This is a genomic window from Pengzhenrongella sicca (assembly GCF_017569225.1).
In the GTDB taxonomy this organism is placed as follows: Bacteria; Actinomycetota; Actinomycetes; order Actinomycetales; family Cellulomonadaceae; genus Pengzhenrongella; species Pengzhenrongella sicca.
This window is the reverse complement of sequence record NZ_CP071868.1, coordinates 283,439-300,841: the sequence shown is the minus strand read 5'-3', so window position 1 is coordinate 300,841 and position 17,403 is coordinate 283,439. Positions and strand designations below refer to the sequence as shown.

Annotated in this window: 16 protein-coding genes; 2 read left to right on the top strand and 14 right to left on the bottom strand. The window is 75.1% G+C overall.

Annotated features, from left to right (window positions below):
* Positions 1 to 3: 3 nt before the first annotated feature.
* From J4E96_RS01335 to J4E96_RS01305, 7 genes are all read right to left on the bottom strand, one after another.
* Positions 4 to 906, bottom strand: coding sequence for a DUF5666 domain-containing protein (locus J4E96_RS01335; protein ID WP_227424018.1), 903 nt, complete (start codon positions 904 to 906; stop codon positions 4 to 6).
* 42 nt (positions 907 to 948) lie between these two features.
* The gene (locus J4E96_RS01330) at positions 949 to 2,181 is read right to left on the bottom strand and encodes an ABC transporter permease (RefSeq protein WP_227424017.1); all 1,233 of its coding nucleotides are present in this window, start codon (positions 2,179 to 2,181) and stop codon (positions 949 to 951) included.
* On the bottom strand, positions 2,178 to 2,930 hold the full coding sequence (locus J4E96_RS01325; RefSeq protein ID WP_227424016.1) for an ABC transporter ATP-binding protein: 753 nt from the start codon (positions 2,928 to 2,930) through the stop codon (positions 2,178 to 2,180). The genes J4E96_RS01330 and J4E96_RS01325 overlap by 4 nt, the downstream gene beginning before the upstream one ends.
* A complete protein-coding gene (locus tag J4E96_RS01320; protein ID WP_227424015.1) occupies positions 2,923 to 4,179 on the bottom strand; it encodes an efflux RND transporter periplasmic adaptor subunit in 1,257 nt (418 codons plus the stop codon). Before J4E96_RS01320 ends, J4E96_RS01325 begins: the two co-directional genes overlap by 8 nt.
* Positions 4,180 to 4,286: 107 nt before the next feature.
* Positions 4,287 to 5,858, bottom strand: a complete 1,572-nt coding sequence (locus J4E96_RS01315; RefSeq protein WP_227424014.1) for a DUF7059 domain-containing protein — start codon at positions 5,856 to 5,858, stop codon at positions 4,287 to 4,289.
* 37 nt (positions 5,859 to 5,895) lie between these two features.
* Positions 5,896 to 8,199: a sodium-translocating pyrophosphatase gene (locus J4E96_RS01310; RefSeq protein ID WP_227424013.1), complete on the bottom strand. Its 2,304-nt coding sequence runs from the start codon at positions 8,197 to 8,199 to the stop codon at positions 5,896 to 5,898.
* 101 nt (positions 8,200 to 8,300) lie between these two features.
* Positions 8,301 to 8,636, bottom strand: a complete 336-nt coding sequence (locus J4E96_RS01305) for an STAS domain-containing protein (protein ID WP_227424012.1) — start codon at positions 8,634 to 8,636, stop codon at positions 8,301 to 8,303.
* 194 nt (positions 8,637 to 8,830) lie between these two features.
* Here J4E96_RS01305 and J4E96_RS01300 point away from each other — a divergent pair, with 194 nt between their 5' ends.
* Positions 8,831 to 11,329 (top strand): DEAD/DEAH box helicase, encoded by a 2,499-nt coding sequence (locus tag J4E96_RS01300; RefSeq protein WP_227424011.1) that lies wholly within the window; start codon positions 8,831 to 8,833, stop codon positions 11,327 to 11,329.
* A 164-nt stretch (positions 11,330 to 11,493) separates the two neighbouring features.
* Here J4E96_RS01300 and J4E96_RS01295 read toward each other — a convergent pair whose 3' ends face one another.
* From J4E96_RS01295 to ssd, 7 genes are all read right to left on the bottom strand, one after another.
* Complete coding sequence (locus J4E96_RS01295) at positions 11,494 to 12,030, bottom strand: hypothetical protein (protein WP_227424010.1); 537 nt, start codon at positions 12,028 to 12,030, stop codon at positions 11,494 to 11,496.
* A complete protein-coding gene (locus J4E96_RS01290; protein WP_227424009.1) occupies positions 12,027 to 12,398 on the bottom strand; it encodes a TadE family type IV pilus minor pilin in 372 nt (123 codons plus the stop codon). Before J4E96_RS01290 ends, J4E96_RS01295 begins: the two co-directional genes overlap by 4 nt.
* Positions 12,395 to 12,601 carry a DUF4244 domain-containing protein gene (locus J4E96_RS01285; RefSeq protein WP_227424008.1) on the bottom strand — a complete coding sequence of 69 codons (207 nt, stop codon included), beginning with the start codon at positions 12,599 to 12,601 and terminating at the stop codon, positions 12,395 to 12,397. The genes J4E96_RS01290 and J4E96_RS01285 overlap by 4 nt, the downstream gene beginning before the upstream one ends.
* Positions 12,602 to 12,873: 272 nt before the next feature.
* Complete coding sequence (locus tag J4E96_RS01280) at positions 12,874 to 13,467, bottom strand: type II secretion system F family protein (protein ID WP_227424007.1); 594 nt, start codon at positions 13,465 to 13,467, stop codon at positions 12,874 to 12,876.
* Positions 13,464 to 14,195 carry a hypothetical protein gene (locus J4E96_RS01275; RefSeq protein WP_227424006.1) on the bottom strand — a complete coding sequence of 244 codons (732 nt, stop codon included), beginning with the start codon at positions 14,193 to 14,195 and terminating at the stop codon, positions 13,464 to 13,466. The genes J4E96_RS01280 and J4E96_RS01275 overlap by 4 nt, the downstream gene beginning before the upstream one ends.
* Positions 14,192 to 15,382, bottom strand: a complete 1,191-nt coding sequence (locus tag J4E96_RS01270; RefSeq protein WP_227424005.1) for a TadA family conjugal transfer-associated ATPase — start codon at positions 15,380 to 15,382, stop codon at positions 14,192 to 14,194. Before J4E96_RS01270 ends, J4E96_RS01275 begins: the two co-directional genes overlap by 4 nt.
* Positions 15,379 to 16,074 (bottom strand): septum site-determining protein Ssd, encoded by a 696-nt coding sequence (ssd, locus tag J4E96_RS01265; RefSeq protein WP_227424004.1) that lies wholly within the window; start codon positions 16,072 to 16,074, stop codon positions 15,379 to 15,381. Before ssd ends, J4E96_RS01270 begins: the two co-directional genes overlap by 4 nt.
* Before the next feature lie 252 nt (positions 16,075 to 16,326).
* On the opposite strand from ssd, the gene J4E96_RS01260 reads away from it, so the two are divergent.
* A complete protein-coding gene (locus tag J4E96_RS01260; protein ID WP_227424003.1) occupies positions 16,327 to 17,136 on the top strand; it encodes an HAD family hydrolase in 810 nt (269 codons plus the stop codon).
* Positions 17,137 to 17,403 lie beyond the last annotated feature (267 nt).

Sequence of the window (17,403 nt, the reverse complement as noted above, 5' to 3'; positions counted from 1 at the left end):
CGCTCAGTCATTGCTCGGCGCGCTTCCGGACCGGGCGCCACCCATGCCACCGAAGCCAGTCGAGCACCCGTCGTCGCCCGCCGTGGAGAGCACCAGCGACGTCGCGGTCAGCTGGCCGCTGTCGTCACTCTCGCCCTGGGCGACGGCGCACAGGCCGACGGCGATGGCCGAGGCGTCAGCCGCCGCGGTGGTCGTGTACGCGGTCGCGGCGTCGACCGTCACCGTCGCGCTCGAGGTCGTGTCGTCCTGCGCAGTCACCTGGACGGTGATCGTGCTGGCGTCGACGGCCGTGACCAGCCCGGTGGTGAACTGGCCGAAGCCGCCCATCCCGCTCGGCATGTCCGTCGGCATATCAGTAGGCATGTCCGCGGGCATGTCGGTCGGCATGTCCGTCGGCATCTCGCCGCTGGGCATCTCGCCGCTGGCCATCCCCCCGCCGAACCCCGCCCCGGCGGCGCACTCGCCGTCGACGGGCGCCGAGATCGCGATGCTCGTCGCCGCGGCCGCGACCGCGGCGTCGTCGGCCGCATCGTCGGCGGAGGCCGAGATCGCGACGACGCACGAGCCGACGGAGACCTGGGCGAGCGCCGCCGCCAGGGTCTGCGTGATGGCCGTGTCGGCCGAGTAGGTGACCGCCGTCTGGGAGTCGCTGCCCTGGACCTGCAGCACGGCGCCGGTGATCGCGGCTATCGTGCCGGTCACGCCGCCGCCGCCCGGCATCTCGCCGCCGGCTTCACGACCGCCGGCCTGCGCGCCGTCGTCCGCGGACGCGGCCTCGCTCGGGGTGGCGTCGGACGTGCTGGCGGACGAGTCGCCCGAGCAGCCGGTCAGCGCGAGCAGGAGCACGACGGCCGAGGCCGAGAGGACGAGCCGCGAGCGGGTGCGGGTGGGGGAAAGGCGTGACATGAAGGTCTCCTTGACGTTGGACGACGGCAGTAGTGGGGGGTGCTACTCGCTGCGGAGCGCATCGATCGGGGCGAGTCGAGCGGCTCGGGTGGCCGGGTAGACACCGAAGGTGAGGCCGATCGCCATCGCGACCGCGATCGAGCCGACGACCGCCGGCTGGGAGATCACGATGGAGGTGTCGAGCAGGTCCGGAAGCAGCCTGGCGGCGACGATCCCGAGCACGGCGCCGAGGATCCCGCCGGCGAGGCCGAGCACGGTCGCCTCGACGAGGAACTGGCGCCGGATCGCCCACGGCGGCGCGCCGAGCGCCTTGCGGAGCCCGATCTCGCGGGTCCGCTCGGTGACGGACACCAGCATGATGTTCATGACGCCGATGCCGCCGACGAGCAGCGACAGGCACGCGATCCCGGTGAGCAGGATCGTCAGCGTCCGGTAGACGGCCGTCGCGGTGCTCACGAGCGAGTCCTGGCTGTTGATCGAGAAGTCGGCGCTGTCCGCGTCGGTGATCGAGTGCAGGTTGAGCAGCAGGGACTCGGCCTCCTGGTTCGCCGCGGAGAGCAGGTCGGCCGACGCCGCCTGGAGGTAGATCGTGGACACCGAGTTCTTCGCCGTCCCTCCCACGACCTGGTCGGCCATCGTGGACATCGGGATCACCGCCATGTCGTCGAGGTCGCTGGTGGAGCTCGCGCCCTCCTCGGTCAGCACGCCGACCACCGAGAAGGTGATGGCCTCGATGGTCACGGTCTGCCCGACGGCGTCGGTCGCGCCGAACAGCTCGGTCGCGGTCTCCGAACCGAGCACGACCACGGCCGCACCGGCCTCGTCGTCGGCATCCGTGAAGAACGAGCCGGACGCAAGCTCGCGGGCCCGGACCTCGGTCCACGCGGCCTCGGTGCCGATCACGGTCGTGGTCCAGTTGGTCTCGCTGGTCTCGACCGACAGGGAGCTCGTCTTCTCGGCCGCGACCGCCGCGATGTCGGGCGCGTTGACCTCGGAGGCGAGCGCCTGCGCGTCGGACCGCGTGAGCGTGGCGCTCGAGCCGAAGCCGCCGCGCACGCCCGAGCTGTCGGTGCTGCTGCCCGGCGTGACGATCAAGAGGTTGCTGCCGAGCGCGCTGATCTGCTCGCTCACGTCCTTCTGCGTGCCGAGGCCGAGGCCCACGGTGAGGATCACCGCGGCGATGCCGATGAGGATGCCGAGGACGGTCAGGGTCGAGCGCAGGCCGTGGGCGCGGACTGCGGCGAGCCCGGTGCGCAGGGTCTCAATCCAGGTCATCGCGTCACCTCGTCGGTGTGGACGACGCCGTCGCGCACCCACACGATGCGGGCCGCCCGCTCGGCGACCTCCAGCTCGTGGGTGATCAGGACGATCGTGCGGCCCTGCGCGTGGAGCTGGTCGAACAGCGCGAGCACGTCGAGCGTCGAGGTGGAGTCGAGGTTTCCGGTCGGCTCGTCGGCCAGGAGCAGCGCCGGTTCCCCGACGAGCGCCCGCGCCACCGCGACGCGCTGCTGCTGCCCGCCCGAGAGCTCCCCGGGCCTGTTCTGCAGCCGGTCCCCGAGCCCGACGCGCTCGAGCGCCGCGGTCGCCCGCGTCTTGCGGTCGTGTCGCTGTACGCGCCCGTACACGAGCGGGAGCTCGACGTTGCGCAGGGCCGACAGCGACGGCAGCAGGTTGAACTGCTGGAAGACGAACCCGATCCGGCGGTTGCGGATCTCCGCCAGCTCGGCCTCGTCGAGCTCGCTGACGTCCTCGCCGCCGAGGCGGTAGCTCCCCCGCGTCAGGACGTCGAGGCAGCCGATGATGTTCATCAGCGTCGACTTCCCCGAGCCGGACGGACCCATGATCGCCACGTACTCGCCCGCGGAGATCTCGAGGTCGATGCCGCGCAGCGCCTCGAACTCGATCGAGCCGGTGCGGTAGGTCTTGCCCGCGTCCGCAAGCTCGATGACGGGCTCCGGGCGTCCGCTGCGGGCCAGGAGCGACGCCGCGGCGCCGGCCGGGTCGGCCGTCAGGACGTCAGCCATTGTTCTGCCCACCCGGGCCCATGCCGGCGGGCAGGTCGGCGGGGTCGAAGCCCTCGGGCAGCTCGCCCGGGGTGAAGCCCTCCGGCAGCTCGCCCATCCGGTCCTCCCCGGTCGTCTGCTGCGAGGTCTGCACGACGGTCACGAGCACCTCGTCGCCTTCGACCAGGCCTGTAAGGATCTCGGTCATCGAGTCGACCGTGGCCCCGACGGTGACGGCGGTCGTGACGTCGGCGCCGTCGGCGCCGGCCTGCGTGACCGTCGACTCGCCGTCCACGGTGCGCACGGCGGCGCTGGGGACGGTGAGGACGTCGGTGCGCCGCTCGTAGACGATCACGACGTCCACCGCGACGCCGTCGAAGAGCCCCTCGGGGGTCCCCGTCACCGCGACGACCACGGGGTAGGTGGCGACGCCCGACGAGGCCGTCGCGATGAGGCCGATCTCGCTCACGGTGCCGAAGATCGGCGCCTCCGCGCCGTCCAGGGTGATCTCCGCCTGGTCGGCGACCGCGATCAGCGCGACGTCGGAGTCGTCGACCGTGACGTCGACCTCCCAGGAGTCCGTGCCGACGATGGTGAACTGCGCCGTGGAGGTGCTGGTGGTCGTCGAGCCGGTGGAGGCCCCCATCGACCCGGTCGAGGAGTCCGCCGCGTCCGAGCTCGATGAGCTGGACGAGCTGGAGCCCGTGACGGCGTCGCCGACCTCGACGCCGACCGCGGTCAGCAGCCCGGCGACCGGGGCGACCAGCGTCGCGTCCGCCATCGCCGCCTCGGCCTCGTCCACCGCGGCCTGCGCGACGTCGACGGCGGCGGAGTTCGACTCGATCTGCGAGTCCGACTCGTCCGTGCCGTCGGCGTCGTCCTCGCTATCGGACAGCTTGGCCTGCGCGGAGGCCAGCGTGGCCTTGGCCTTGAGTAGGTCCGCGTTCAGGGTCAGCGTGTCGATCGTCGCGAGGGTCTGGCCGGCGGTGACTGTCTGGCCGACCGCGACGGCGACGGCGGTGACCGTCCCGCTGGCTGCGAAGCTCACGTCCTCCTGCACCGTCGGCGTCAGGGTCCCGCTCGCGGCGACGCTCTGCTCCATCGTGGTCAGGCTCGCGGCCACGGACTGGGTCGTCGGCCCGGTCGACGCGGCGGCGGCGGTCGTGTCCCGGACCCCGAACCAGTACACGCCGCCGCCCGCGACCAGAACGACGAGGATCCCGGCGACCACCCGGGTCCGCGGACGGATCCGCCTCAACAGCTTGCGCATGATTTTCCTCACGACGTCGCAGCACCTCAACGTCGCCGAAACTAGGCACCCGCACTGTGGCACCCCTAGCGCGAACCCATGCGCTACCTGTGAATCGTCTGGCCGGGCTAGCTCCGCAGCAGCAGGCCGTCGCGCACGAGGCCCCGCACCGCGGGCAGGACGTCCGCGGCGACGTCGTCGGCCGCGACGTCGAGCACCGCCGCCAGGCCGCGCAAGAGCGACCCGACCGCGAGCTCGCCGTCGCACGCGCCGACGAAGCCCGCGAGCGCGGTCCCCGCCTGGACGGCGCGCCCGAGCCCGCCGCCCTGGCGCAGCAGCACGACCGTCGGGTCCGGGCTGCCGGGGGTGAGGTAGCGCTCCTCCGTCACGTCGGCGGCCACCCTCAGGTGCGCCGCCGCGAGCGCGGCGTCGTCGGTGGCCTCGAGCCAGTCGTGCGCGGCGAGGCTCTCGGCGAGGTGCCCGCCGAGGGGCTGGTGCACCGTCCCGGTGTGCTCCTCGAGGCGGCGCAGGCTGGGCGGGCCCGCGAGCGGGCGGCGCAGGGTGAGGATGCCGAAGCCGATCGCCGCGACGTCGCGCGACGCGAAGTCGTCCAGCCAGGCGGCGTACAGGGCGTCCCAGCCCGGCCGGTCGCGGTCCGGCGTCGCCCCGCCGTCGCGGATCCAGGTCTCGGCGTACTCGGCCGGGTCCTGCAGCTCGCGCTGGATCACCCAGCCGTCGAGGCCCGACTCGTCGAGCCACGCGCCGACCCGCTCGTCCCAGTCCTCGCCGGCGCGCACCTCCCAGTTGCCGAGCAGCTGCGCGACGCCGCCCGGCGCGAGCACGGCGCCGACGCCGGTCACGAGCTCGCGCACGATCGCGTCGCCCGCGCGGCCGCCGTCGCGGTACTCGTACGCGGGCACGCCGGCAGCGCGCGGGGTGATCACGAACGGCGGGTTCGACACGACGAGGTCGAAGCGCTCGCCCGCGACCGGCTCGAGCATCGACCCGGACCGCAGCGCGATCCGGTCGGGCCCGAGCCCCGCCAGCGCGGTGTTGAACCGCGCGAACTCGAGCGCGCGGGCCGAGATGTCCGTCCCGACGACGGCGTGGGCGTGCCGCGAGGCGTGCAGCGCCTGGATGCCGCAGCCCGTGCCGAGGTCGAGCACGCGCTCGCGCGGGTCGCGCACGGTGACCTGAGCGAGCGTCGTCGACGCCCCGCCGACGCCGAGCACGTGGTCGGTCCGCAGCGCCCGGCCGGTCGCCAGCTCGCCGAGGTCGGACGCGAGCCACCAGTCGACCGTGCCCGCGGCGTCGGACGCCTCGTAGGGTCGCAGGTCGACGACGGCGCGCACCGGGTCGTCCGGTCCGGAGCCGGCGGCCTCGACCAGGCCGAGCCGCGCGGCGCCGTCGGTGCGCAGGCGCGGCAGCGCGGCGTCGACGGCGCGGCGGGGTGCGTCGGCGCCGAGCACGAACAGCCGCACGAGCGCGGCGACGCCCGCGTCCGCCCCCGAGCGTGCAGCCTGCGTGGCGCGCAGCGCCGGCAGCCGCTCCTCGCGGTGCAGCGCGGCAGCCGCGAGGGGGCCGAGCAGCGCCTCGACGGCGGGCACCGTGTAGCGGGTCGCCGCGAGATCGGCGCGCAGCGCCTCGAGCTCGGTGGCGTCGGCGTGCGGGGCGCTGGACTGGGACGGGGCGATGCTCACCGGGCCATTGTCCCAGCCCCCGGCGGACCCTCCGCGGTCAGGTCCGCAGGTGGGCCGCCTCCTGCTCGAGCCGCGCCTGCAGGTCGACCTTCGCCGCGTGCAGCCGCGACCAGATGACCGAGCCGAACGCGACCGACGCGGCGACGAGCGCGATGGCCAGGCGCAGCGTCGTGTTCGCGTCGGCGCCGACGCTCACCGCGACGACGGCCGGCGCGATCAGCAGCGCGACCAGGTTCATCACCTTGATGAGCGGGTTGATCGCCGGCCCGGCCGTGTCCTTGAACGGGTCGCCGACGGTGTCGCCGATGACGACCGCCTCGTGCGCCGGGGAGTTCTTGCCGCCGAAGTTGCCGTCCTCGACGATCTTCTTCGCGTTGTCCCACGCGCCGCCCGCGTTCGCCAGGAACACGGCCATCAGGACGCCGGTCGCGATCGCGCCGGCGAGGAACCCGGCGAGCGGGCCCACGCCGAGCCCGAAGCCGACGGCGATCGGGGCCGACGCCGCGAGCAGCCCCGGGGTCGCGAGCTCACGCAGCGAGTCCCGCGTGCAGATGTCGACGACGCGGGCGTACTCGGGCCGCACCTCGCCCGTCATGATCCCCGGGTTCTCCCGGAACTGGCGCCGCACCTCGAACACGATCGCCCCGGCGGCGCGCGTGACGGCGTCGATCAGCAGGCCCGAGAACAGGAAGACCGTCGCGCCGCCGAGGATCACCCCGACGAGGGTGATGGGCGAGATGATGTCGTACGCCATCATGGCCGTGGCGATCTGGCCGGGGTTGGCCGCCGCGTCGCCGAGGTCGGCGATCGAGGTGCGCACGGTGTCGGAGTACGAGCCGAACAGCGCCGTGGCGGCGAGCACCGCCGTCGAGATCGCGATGCCCTTGGTGATCGCCTTCGTGGTGTTCCCGACGGCGTCGAGGTCGGTGAGGACCTGCGCGCCCTCGGGCGTGACGTCGCCCGACATCTCGGCGATGCCCTGCGCGTTGTCGCTCACGGGTCCGAACGTGTCCATCGCGACGATGACGCCGACCGTGGTCAGCAGCCCGCAGCCGGCGAGCGCGATGAGGAACAGCGAGAGCAGGACCGAGCCGCCCGAGAGCAGGAACGCGGCGCAGATCGCCGCGGCGATGATGCCCGCGGTGTACACGGCGGACTCAAAGCCGATGCCGATGCCGGAGAGCACGACCGTCGCGGCGCCCGTCAGCGAGGTCCGGGCGACGTGCAGGGTGGGCTTGGACGTCGTGCCGGTGAAGTACCCGGTGAGCCACAGGATGACCCCCGCGAGGACGATGCCGATGAGCACGGCGCCCGCCGCGACGACCCGCGGGTCGCCCCCGTTGCCCGCGAGCTCGCCGCCGATGCCCGGCAGGTCGGCGAAGCTGGCCGGCAAGTAGACGAAGGCCGCGAGCACCGACAGCGCCGCGGCCACGAGAGCGGAGATGTAGAACCCCCGGTTGATCGCGGCCAGCCCGCTCTCGTTGCCGCGCACCCGCGTGATCGCGATGCCGAGCACGGCGGTGATCGCCCCGATCGCCGGCACGATCAGGGGGAACACCAGGCCCTGCTCGCCGAACGCGGCCTTGCCGAGGATGAGCGCCGCGACGAGCGTCACGGCGTACGACTCGAACAGGTCGGCGGCCATGCCCGCGCAGTCGCCGACGTTGTCGCCGACGTTGTCGGCGATCGTCGCCGCGTTGCGCGGGTCGTCCTCCGGGATGCCCTGCTCGACCTTGCCGACCAGGTCGGCCCCGACGTCGGCGGCCTTGGTGAAGATCCCGCCGCCCACGCGCATGAACATCGCGAGCAGCGCGGCACCGAAGCCGAAGCCCTCGAGCACGGCGGGCGCGTCGCCGCGGTAGATCAGCACGACGCTCGCGGCACCCGCCAGCCCCAGCCCGACCACGCACATGCCGACGACGCCGCCGGTCCGGAACGCGATGCGGGCGCCGGCGGCCCGGCCGTCGGGCGCCGAGGCGACTGCCGCGACCCGCACGTTCGCGCGCGTCGCCAGCCACATCCCGAGGTACCCGATGGCGGCCGAGAAGCCCGCCCCGAGGAGGAAGAACGCCGAGCGCCCGACCTTGATCCCGGTCTCGCCGGGCAGCAGGAACAGGAGCAGGAACACGATCGCGACGAACCACGCGAGCGTCTTGAACTGCCGATGCAGGTACGCGGAGGCACCCTCCTGGATCGCCGTGGCGATCTCCTGCATCTTCTGCGTGCCCTCGCTCGCGGCGAGCACCTGTCGACGCAGCACGATCGCGAAGACGAGGCACGCGACGGCGATGGCGGCTACACCTGCAACGATGGTGAGGCTCGTTGAACCGAGCGTGAGCATCCGTCCTCCTTGGCGACTGTGCGGTCGTTGGCGGGTCCCCTGAACCACCCGGCCTCGTTGCCGTGCGGACGCGCCGAAGTCTAGTCAGACGAATCGCTGGATCAGGCGGAGAGCGCGCCCTCGAGCGTCGCGTGAATCATGAAGACCTGGGTCAGTGCGGTGATCCGGAAGACCTTCATGACCTTCTCCTGGTCGATGACCAGCAGCAGCCGGCCGCCGAACCCGCGGATCTTCTTCAGCGCGCCGACGAGGACGCCGAGGCCGGTCGAGTCGAGGAAGCCGACTCCGGTGAGGTCGATGATGAGGTCGGTGTGCTCGGCGTCGATCAGTTCCGCGAGCTTTTCGCGCAGCACGGAGGCCGTGTAGACGTCGATCTCGCCGACGACCTCCACGACCGTGTAGTCACCCCGCTCGTGACTGGTGACCGAAACCTCCATGGGCACTACTCCTTCAATCGAAGAGCATCTAACCAAAGTGCCGCCGGTGTGTGCGCGAGGCCGCGCGATACGCCCGTCGGTGACCTGTATGCGCCGGGAGACACCACCCGTCCGGCCCAACGGCCGGTGCCGTCGGCGAGACGCTGCCATCGAAGGACGCTGCCGTCGATGGGACAATGCACGGATGGTCTGCGGTGGGTGACTCGGAGCGGCTGCTCGACGTGCTGCTCGCGGGCGGGCGCCGGGCCGATCGGCTCACCCATGTCGAGCGCATCCCGGCGCGCACCGGGGAGCAGGTGGACTGGCCGGCCTGGGCGGACACGTCGCTGGTGGCGGGCTACCGCGCGCTCGGGGTGGAACGGCCGTGGCGGCACCAGGTCGAGGCGGCCGACGCCGCGTGGGCGGGCCGGCACACCGTGCTGGCCACGAGCACGGGGTCCGGCAAGTCGCTCGCGTTCTGGCTCCCCGCGCTCTCGGCGGTGCGCGCCGACATCGGGGCCGGCCTGCTCGACCCGGGCCGCATCGAGTCGGTGCAGCGCCGCGGGTCGGTCCTGTACCTGTGCCCGACGAAGGCGCTCGCGGCCGACCAGCTCACGGCCCTCGACCGCCTGCTGACCGCGGCGCACTCGCGCGACGTGCGCGTGGCGACGTGCGACGGCGACACCGCGATGGCCGAACGGCGCTGGGTCCAGGACTACGCCGACGTGGTGCTGACGAACCCCGACTTCCTGCACTTCTCGCTCCTGCCCGGCCACCGGCGCTGGGCGCGCCTGCTCGCGTCCCTGCAGTACGTCGTCGTCGACGAGTGCCACGCGTTCCGGGGGGTCTTCGGGGCGCACGTCGCCGCGGTGCTGCGCCGGCTGCGGCGCCTCGCCGCGCACTACGGCACCGGCCCGGGCCCGACGTTCGTGCTCGCGTCCGCGACGACGTCGGACCCGGCGGCGAGCGCCTCCCGGCTGCTCGGGGTCGATGCCGCCGACGTCGTCGCGATCACGCACGACACCTCGCCGGCCGGGCGCAAGACGTTCGCCCTGTGGCAGCCGCCGGAGCTGCCCGGCACGCAGGCGCCGTGGTCGCGCGCGCCGCTCGCCGTCGACCCGTGGGCGACCGGCGCCTCGGACGAGGCCGTCGTCGATGTCGACATCGACGTCGTCGACGGCGAGCGCCCCCGCCGGTCGGCGACGGCCGAGATCGCGGAGCTGCTCGCCGACCTGACGGTCGCGGGGGCGCGCAGCCTCGCGTTCACGCGCTCGCGCCGCGCCGCGGAGTCGGTCGCGATCGTGACCCAGCGCCACCTCGCCGCGGTCGACCCCTCGCTCGCGGGGCAGGTCGCGGCGTATCGCGGCGGCTACCTGCCCGAGGAGCGGCGCGCGCTCGAGTCATCGATCCGGACCGGGCGACTGCGGGCGCTGGCGACGACCAACGCGCTCGAGCTCGGCGTCGACATCTCGGGCCTCGACGTCGTGCTCATCGCGGGCTGGCCCGGCACCCGGGTGTCGCTGTGGCAGCAGGCGGGGCGCGCGGGGCGCGCCGGCGCCGACGGCCTGGTGGCTCTCGTCGCGCGCGAAGACCCGCTGGACACGTTCCTCGTGCACCACCCTGAGGCGATCTTCGCCGCGCCCGTCGAGGCGACGGTGTTCGACCCCGCGAACCCGTACGTCCTCGCCCCGCACCTGTGCGCGGCCGCGGCCGAGCTGCCGCTGCGCGCCGAGGAGCTCGGCCTGTTCGGCCCGGACACGCGCGAGCTGTTGGACGTGCTGGTCGAGCGGGGCGCCCTGCGTCGGCGCGCGTCGGGCTGGTACTGGACGCGCCACGACAGCGCCGCACGCCTGACCTCGCTGCGCGGCACGGGCGGCGACCCGGTGCGGGTGGTCGAGGAGGAGACCGGCCGCATGCTGGGGACGGTCGACTTCGCGGCGGCCGACGCGACGGTCCACCCCGGGGCCGTCTACACGCATCAGGGCATCACGTTCGTGGTCACCGAGCTGCACCTGGACGACGCCGTCGCGCTCGTCGCGCGCCGCGACGTCGACTTCGGCACGTGGGCCCGCTGGCAGACGTCGATCGACATCCGCTCAACCCGCGACGAGCGCGACTGGGGGCCGGTGACCTGGGGTTTCGGCCAGGTCGACGTCGCCACGCAGGTGCTCAGCTTCCAGCGCAAGCGCATCCCCGACCTGCTCGTGCTCGGCTCGCAGGAGCTCGACCTGCCGGTGCAGACCCTCACGACGGCCGCGGTCTGGTGGACGGTCCCCGCGGCCGTGCTGGCCGAGGCGGGCATCACGGCCGAGCTCGCCCCCGGGGCGCTGCATGCGGCGGAGCACGCGTCGATCGGCCTCCTGCCGCTGCTCGCGACGTGCGACCGCTGGGACCTCGGCGGGGTGTCGACCGAGATGCACGTCGACACCGAGCGGGCGACGGTCTTCGTGTACGACGGGTACCCGGGCGGCGCGGGCTTCGCCGAGCGCGGCTTCCACCTCGGGGCCACCTGGCTGCGCGCGACCCGCGAGGCGATCGCGGGCTGCCGCTGCGCCACGGGCTGCCCCGCGTGCATCCAGTCGCCCAAATGCGGCAACGCGAACAACCCGCTCGAGAAGGCCGCGGCGATCCGCCTCCTGGACGCGGTGCTCGCCTACGCGCCGGAGCCCGGAGAGGCCGGCCTGAGCGCAAGCACGGCCGAAACGCCGAGCTGAGGTAGTTCATCTGCGGCGAGGTAGTCCGTTCGCGGCGAGGTAGTCCCTTAGCGGCGAGGTAGTCCCTTAGAAGGGACGAACTCGACGCGCGGGGACGAACTCGACCGGATCGACAGCCACGTACCGCTCCGGCACGTCGTGCGTCGGCGACCTGCCGGACCACGTCAGCCGGCGGCCGAGGCGGGTCCCGCTCGCGCGCTCGCAGTGGCGGTGCCGAGTCCTCCGGGCACCGACGCGCTCACCCGGACGACGCCGCCGCCCAGCACGCGGCAGGCGGTGAGGGTTGCCCCGTTCGCGCTCACTACCTGGCCGGCGAGGTCACAGGCCGAGCCGTCGAGCCCGCTTGGGCCGCCCGGGCCGTCCGGTGCACGAACGTCCGGGCCATCCGGGCCGTCCGGTGCACGAACGTCCGGGCCATCCGGGCCACGAACGAGGGCCTCGGCGGCCGCGAGCGCCCCGAGGTCCGCCGCCGCCTGCGCCGCACCACGGGCGGCCTGCGCCCGGGCAACCAGCGCCAGCGCGGCGATCAGCACGAGCGTCACCGCCACGAGGCCGAGCACGAGCACGGTGCCTGCGCCCCGCTCGCCCCCGCCCCGCTCACCCGCGGCAGGTTCGCCCGCGGCAGGTTCGCCCGCGCCACGTTCGCCCGCGGCACGCGTGCGCGCGACACGCGTACCCGGGCCAGCAGTACGGGTCGTCACGGCTCGACCCGGGCGCTCGCGGACGCGTGGGCGTGCAGCGGGCCCGCGCCGAACGGACCCGCGGCGATGGGCCGGCTGACCGTGACCGTCACCCAGCCGTCGGTGCCGGTGCCGGTGCCGGTGACCGCCACCGTCGCGCCGTCGCCTGCGAGCCGCTCCGCGATCGCGGCGATCTCGGCGGCGGTCTCCCCGAGCGCAGCGGCGCGCGCGCCGGCACGGGCCGCGTCTGCGCACCGCAGCTGGCCGGCCGCGGCTGCGCCGAGCACCAGCAGTGCGAGGAGCAGGAGCGTCACGGCCGGCAGCGCGACGGCGAGCTCCGCCGTGACGCTGCCGGCCTCGCGGCGGCGAACCGGCCCGCGCCCGCTCACAACGACAGCGCCCGCTCGATGATCCCGAGCAGCAGCCCGCGGACGGCGTCGCCGCGCAGGATGACGATGAGCAGGCCCGCGAACCCGGCCGCCGCGACGGTCGCGATCGCGTACTCGGCGGTGGCCATGCCGGCGTCCGCCCCCTGCCGCCGGAGCCGGCGGGCGAGCGGGGCGAAGCGGTGCGGGTGGACGTGGTTGACCATGGTGATCCCTTCCTCGGGTGGTGGACGAGCCCCCACCGTGCGCGAGTCGCCGCCCGCCGCGCGCGACCGGGCCGTCCCCCGGGGGACGAGCGCGCACCCTCGCGGCCTGGGGGTGGGTCAGCAAGGTGGTCAGCGAGGTGGGTCAGCGGGGGGCAGCACGGTGGGTCAGCGGGAGGTCAGCCGGATGGTCAGCCGGATGGTCAGCCGGATGGTCAGCCGGATGGTCAGCCGGATGGTCAGCCGGATGGTCAGCCGGATGGTCAGCCGGATGGTCAGCCGAGCACCCCGGCCGCGAGGGACGCGATCACCGGCACCAGCCCGATGAGCACGAACGCCGGCAGGAAGCACAGGCCGAGCGGCAGGACGAGCAGGACGCCCAGCCGCCCGGCGGCCTCCCGCGCCTGGACCCGGCGCGCGCGCCGCACGCGGTCGGCCGTCGCGCGCAGCGCCGGGCCGGGGGTCGCGCCCGTCGCCCACGTCGGCGCGAGCCCGTCGACCAGGGGCGCGAGCCACGCTGGGGCGCCGCTCCACGCCGCGCTCCAGTCGGCGCCCAGGGTCAGCGCCGACGCGGCCCGCACCAGCGCCTCGGCGTCGGCCGCCTGCCCGACGGCGCCCACGGCGCGCGGCAGGCTCGCCCCGCTCGCGATCGCGACGTCGACCAGGTCGAGCAGCACGACGAGGTCGAGTCGAGCCGGCGCGGGCCGGGCGCCCGGACGGCCGCGCCGGGCTGCGGCGGACGGACGGCGACCGTCACGGCGCGCTGCGAGGGGCCCGCCCAGTCCCCGCAGCCGCACCCGCGACCGGACCGCGGCCCACGGCGCGCCCGCACCGAGCAGGCATGCAGTAACCACGACGAACAGCCTCACGACCCCGTCCCGCGGCGCACCGCCGCGCGCACGAGCCGCGCGATCCACCACCGGCCGACGGCCAGCAGCGCGAGCCCGGCGAGCAACGCCGCCGTTCCCGCGCCCCCGCCCAGCAGCACCCCGATCGGGTCGGCGCCGACGGCCGCACCGAGCGCGACCCCGAGCACCGGCAGGGCGGTGAGCACCCATGCCGTCGAGCGCGGCCCGGCAAGGGCAGCGCGCCGCTCACCCTCGGCCTCCCCGGCCTCGCCAAGCGCGGCCGCGACGCGCTCGAGCACCGGCGCGAGCGGCGCGCCGAGCGCCCCCGCCAGCCGCCCGGCCGCGAGGACGGCCACGACATGCGCGTGCCCGCCCGTGCCGACGAGCGCCTCGAGCTGATCGGGACGCGGCAGCCCGGTCGGGCCGACGGCGACGCCGAGGGTGCGTTCCCACGCCTGCCGCGGATCGGCTCCCGCCCGCAGCTGGGACGCGACCTCGACGACGACGACGGCCAGGTCGGCCGCGGCGCCCGCCCTGCCCCTAGCGCCGGCGCCGACTCCGACATGAGCCCGGCCACCGGCACCGGCAGCCCGACCACTGGCTCCGACGCGAACACCCACGCCGGCGCGACCGCCGCCGCGGCCCTCGATCCGACCTCGCGGGGCCGCGAGCGCGCGCGGGGCGCGTCCGCACGGTCCGCGCAACGCCAGCACCGCGGCGGCGATCGCCGCCGCGAGCAGGATGCTCACGGCGCCGGCCCGCTCCCCAGCCGCTCGGCGAGCCGCGGCCAGCCCGGCCCGCGCTCAACCGGCCCGGACCCCGCCCCGGCCGCCCTGAGCGCCGCCGAGACCCGGAGCTCGCCGTCCGGCGCTCGCGCGACCACCGCGACCTCGGCCACGTACCGGCGCCCGCCGTCGCGGCGCAGGTGCACGACGGCGTCGAGCGCGCTCGCCGCCTGCGCCGCCACGGCGGCACGGTCCAGGCCCGCGAGGGCCGCGAGCGCCTCGAGCCGGGCGGGTACGTCCGCCGCGGTGTTCGCATGCACGGTCGCCCAGCCGCCCTCGTGCCCGGTGTTCAGGGCGGTGAGCACCTCCCGGACCTCGGCCCCGCGGCACTCCCCCAGCACGATGCGATCGGGCCGCATCCGCAGCGCCTGCCGGACGAGATCCGGCAGCCCCACCTCCCCCACCCCCTCGACGTTCGCCCGCCGGGCGAGCAGCCGGACCACGTGCGGGTGGTCGGGCTCCAGCTCGCCTGCCTCCTCGATGCAGACGATTCGCTCGGTCGGCGGCACGAGCGCGAGCAGGGTCGCGAGCAGGGTCGTCTTGCCCGACCCCGTCGCACCCGAGACCAGCACGTTCGCCCGCTCGGCCACCAGCGCCCGCAGCACCGGCTCGAACGCTGCCGCGACGCCACCGGCGGCCACGAGCCCGGCCAGCGTGAACGCCCGCGGGCGCAGGACCCGCAGCGACAGCAGGGTGCCGCCGCCCGCGACCGGCGGCAGCACGGCGTGCAGGCGCGTGCCGTCGGGCAGGCGCGCGTCGACCAGCGGGCTCGCGTCGTCCAGCCGCTGGCCGCCGGCGGCCGCCAGCCGGACCGCGAGCGCCCGCACCTGCGCCGGCGTCCCGAGGTCGACCGCGGTCCGCTCGAGCCGGCCCGCGCGCTCGACCCATACGTCCCGCGGCCCGTTGACCAGCACGTCCGTGACCTGCGCCTCGTCGAGCAGCGCTTGAAGCGGGCCGGCGCCGAGCATCTCCGCCCGCACCGCCGCGACCAGGTCCGCGAGCGCACGGCTGCCGAGCAGCGCGCCGCACTCGCGCACGACGCGCGTGACGTGCTCCGCCGACGGGGCCGCGCCGGCGCGGGCCAGGCGCGCCCGCACGTCCGCGAGCAGGTCCAGATCGACCCGGGGGTCGGCGTCCGCGACGGCCGTCATCCCAGCCCCGCCGACATCCGGGCGACCGCGCGGGCGAGGGGTCCGCGCGCGGGCGCGACCGGCCCTCCGCCCCGCTCGAGGGCGGCCGCGTGCCCCCGCTGCGGCCGCATCGACGCGGCGACGGGCAGGTCGACGACGTGCGCGAGCTCGAGCACGCCGAGGCCGCCGGGGGCGGGGCCGCGCACCACCAGCCGCACATCGGCGACCGCGCCGAGCGCGGCCGCCCGCAGCGCGAGCACGCCCGCGACCGACCGCAGGTCACGCCCGGCGAGCACGAACAGCACGGCGCAGCGCCGCGCCGGGTCTCCCGCGACGGCCTGCGCCCGGTCGAGGTCGAGCACGACGTGCGCGTGGCACGCGCCGAGCGCGTCGAGCACCGCGGCGAGGACCTCGGCGCCGGGCGCGCCCGGCCGGGAGCGGTCCGCGCTCAGCACAGTGACGCCGGACCACCGCGGCAGCAGGGCGGTGAGCTCGTCGCCGACGACGTCGCCGCGGGCGCCGCGCAGGTCCGGCCAGCGCAGCCCGCCGGCCTCCTCGAGCCCCAGCAGCACGTCGAGGCCGCCGCCCGCGCCGTCCAGGTCGACGAGCGCGACCGGCGTCGAACCACCGCGGGCCAGGCGGCGGGCGAGCGCCGCCGCGAGCGACGACGCGCCGAGCCCGCCCCGCGCACCCACGACACCGACCACCGGCACCGGCACCCACCTCCCGCTCCCGCGCGCCCCGCACCACCCCGGCCCGCCCACACCGGCCCGCCCACCCCCGGCGGCAGCCCCACCCCCTGGCCGGCCTCATCGTCGCCCGCGGGGCAGCTCCCACCGCGCCCACGGCTGAACGCATGTGCACGGCGCGACGCGGCCCACGCCTGGGGTCGGCCGGTCGCGCGTGGTTAGGCTCGCCGGGCGGGCCCTCGTGCGCCCGACGCCGGGCAGGAGAGGGGCCGATTGATGGCAGGCACACCGACCGCGGACGCCGCCGCCGCGTTCTTCGACCTGGACAAGACGATCATCGCCACCTCGTCCGCGACGGCGTTCTCCCGTCCGTTCCTCGCGGGCGGACTCATCACGCGCCGGGACGTGCTGCGCACCGCCTACGCGCAGTTCGTCTACCTCGTCGGGCGCGCCGACGCCGACCAGACCGAACGGCTGCGCGCGCGGCTCTCCGAGCTCGCCATCGGCTGGGACGTCGCCCAGATCTCGCAGATCGTCGCCGAGACGCTGCACGACCTCATCGACCCCACGGTCTACGCCGAGGCCGTCGCCCTGATCGAGGAGCACCACGCGGCCGGCCGCGACGTCGTCGTCGTCTCCGCCTCGGGCGCCGAGGTCGTCGAGCCGATCGCCGCCGTCCTCGGCGCCGACCGCGTCATCGCGACGCGGATGACGGTCGCCGACGGCAAGTACACGGGCGGGATCGACTTCTACGCCTACGGGGAGAACAAGGCCAGCGCCATCCGCGAGCTCGCGGCGGCGCAGGGCTACGACCTCGCGGCGAGCTACGCCTACTCCGACTCGATCACGGACGCCCCGATGCTGGCCGCCGTCGGGCACGGCTTCGCGGTGAATCCCGACCGCGCGCTGCGCCGGCTCGCCCTCGCCAGCGGCTGGGGGGTGCTGACGTTCCGGCGGCCGGTGTCCCTGCGCTCGCGCCTGACCCCGCCGACGCCGGTGGTCGTGGCCGTCGGTGCCGTCGCCGCCGCGGTGGCCGTCGGGGCGATCGGCTGGCGCGTCGTCGCGCGGCGGGTCACGCACGCCTGATCGGTCCACCATCCGGGCAGACCGTCCGGCATCCGGCACGCCCGAGCCGCGGACCTGCGCGTTTGCTCTCCACTCTTCCCAGCAGACGGGAATCGGAGTACCAATGCAGACACAACAGAACCGACGAGAAGGCACCCACGCGCGATTTGTCCTCGGGAGGACATGTCGACCGGGCTGGTCCCGTAGCGACATCGACGTTGCACGCCTGATAGCCGTCCCGCCGCGTTGTCAACAACGGCGCCCCCGCCGGGCGCCGTTGTCGTGTCC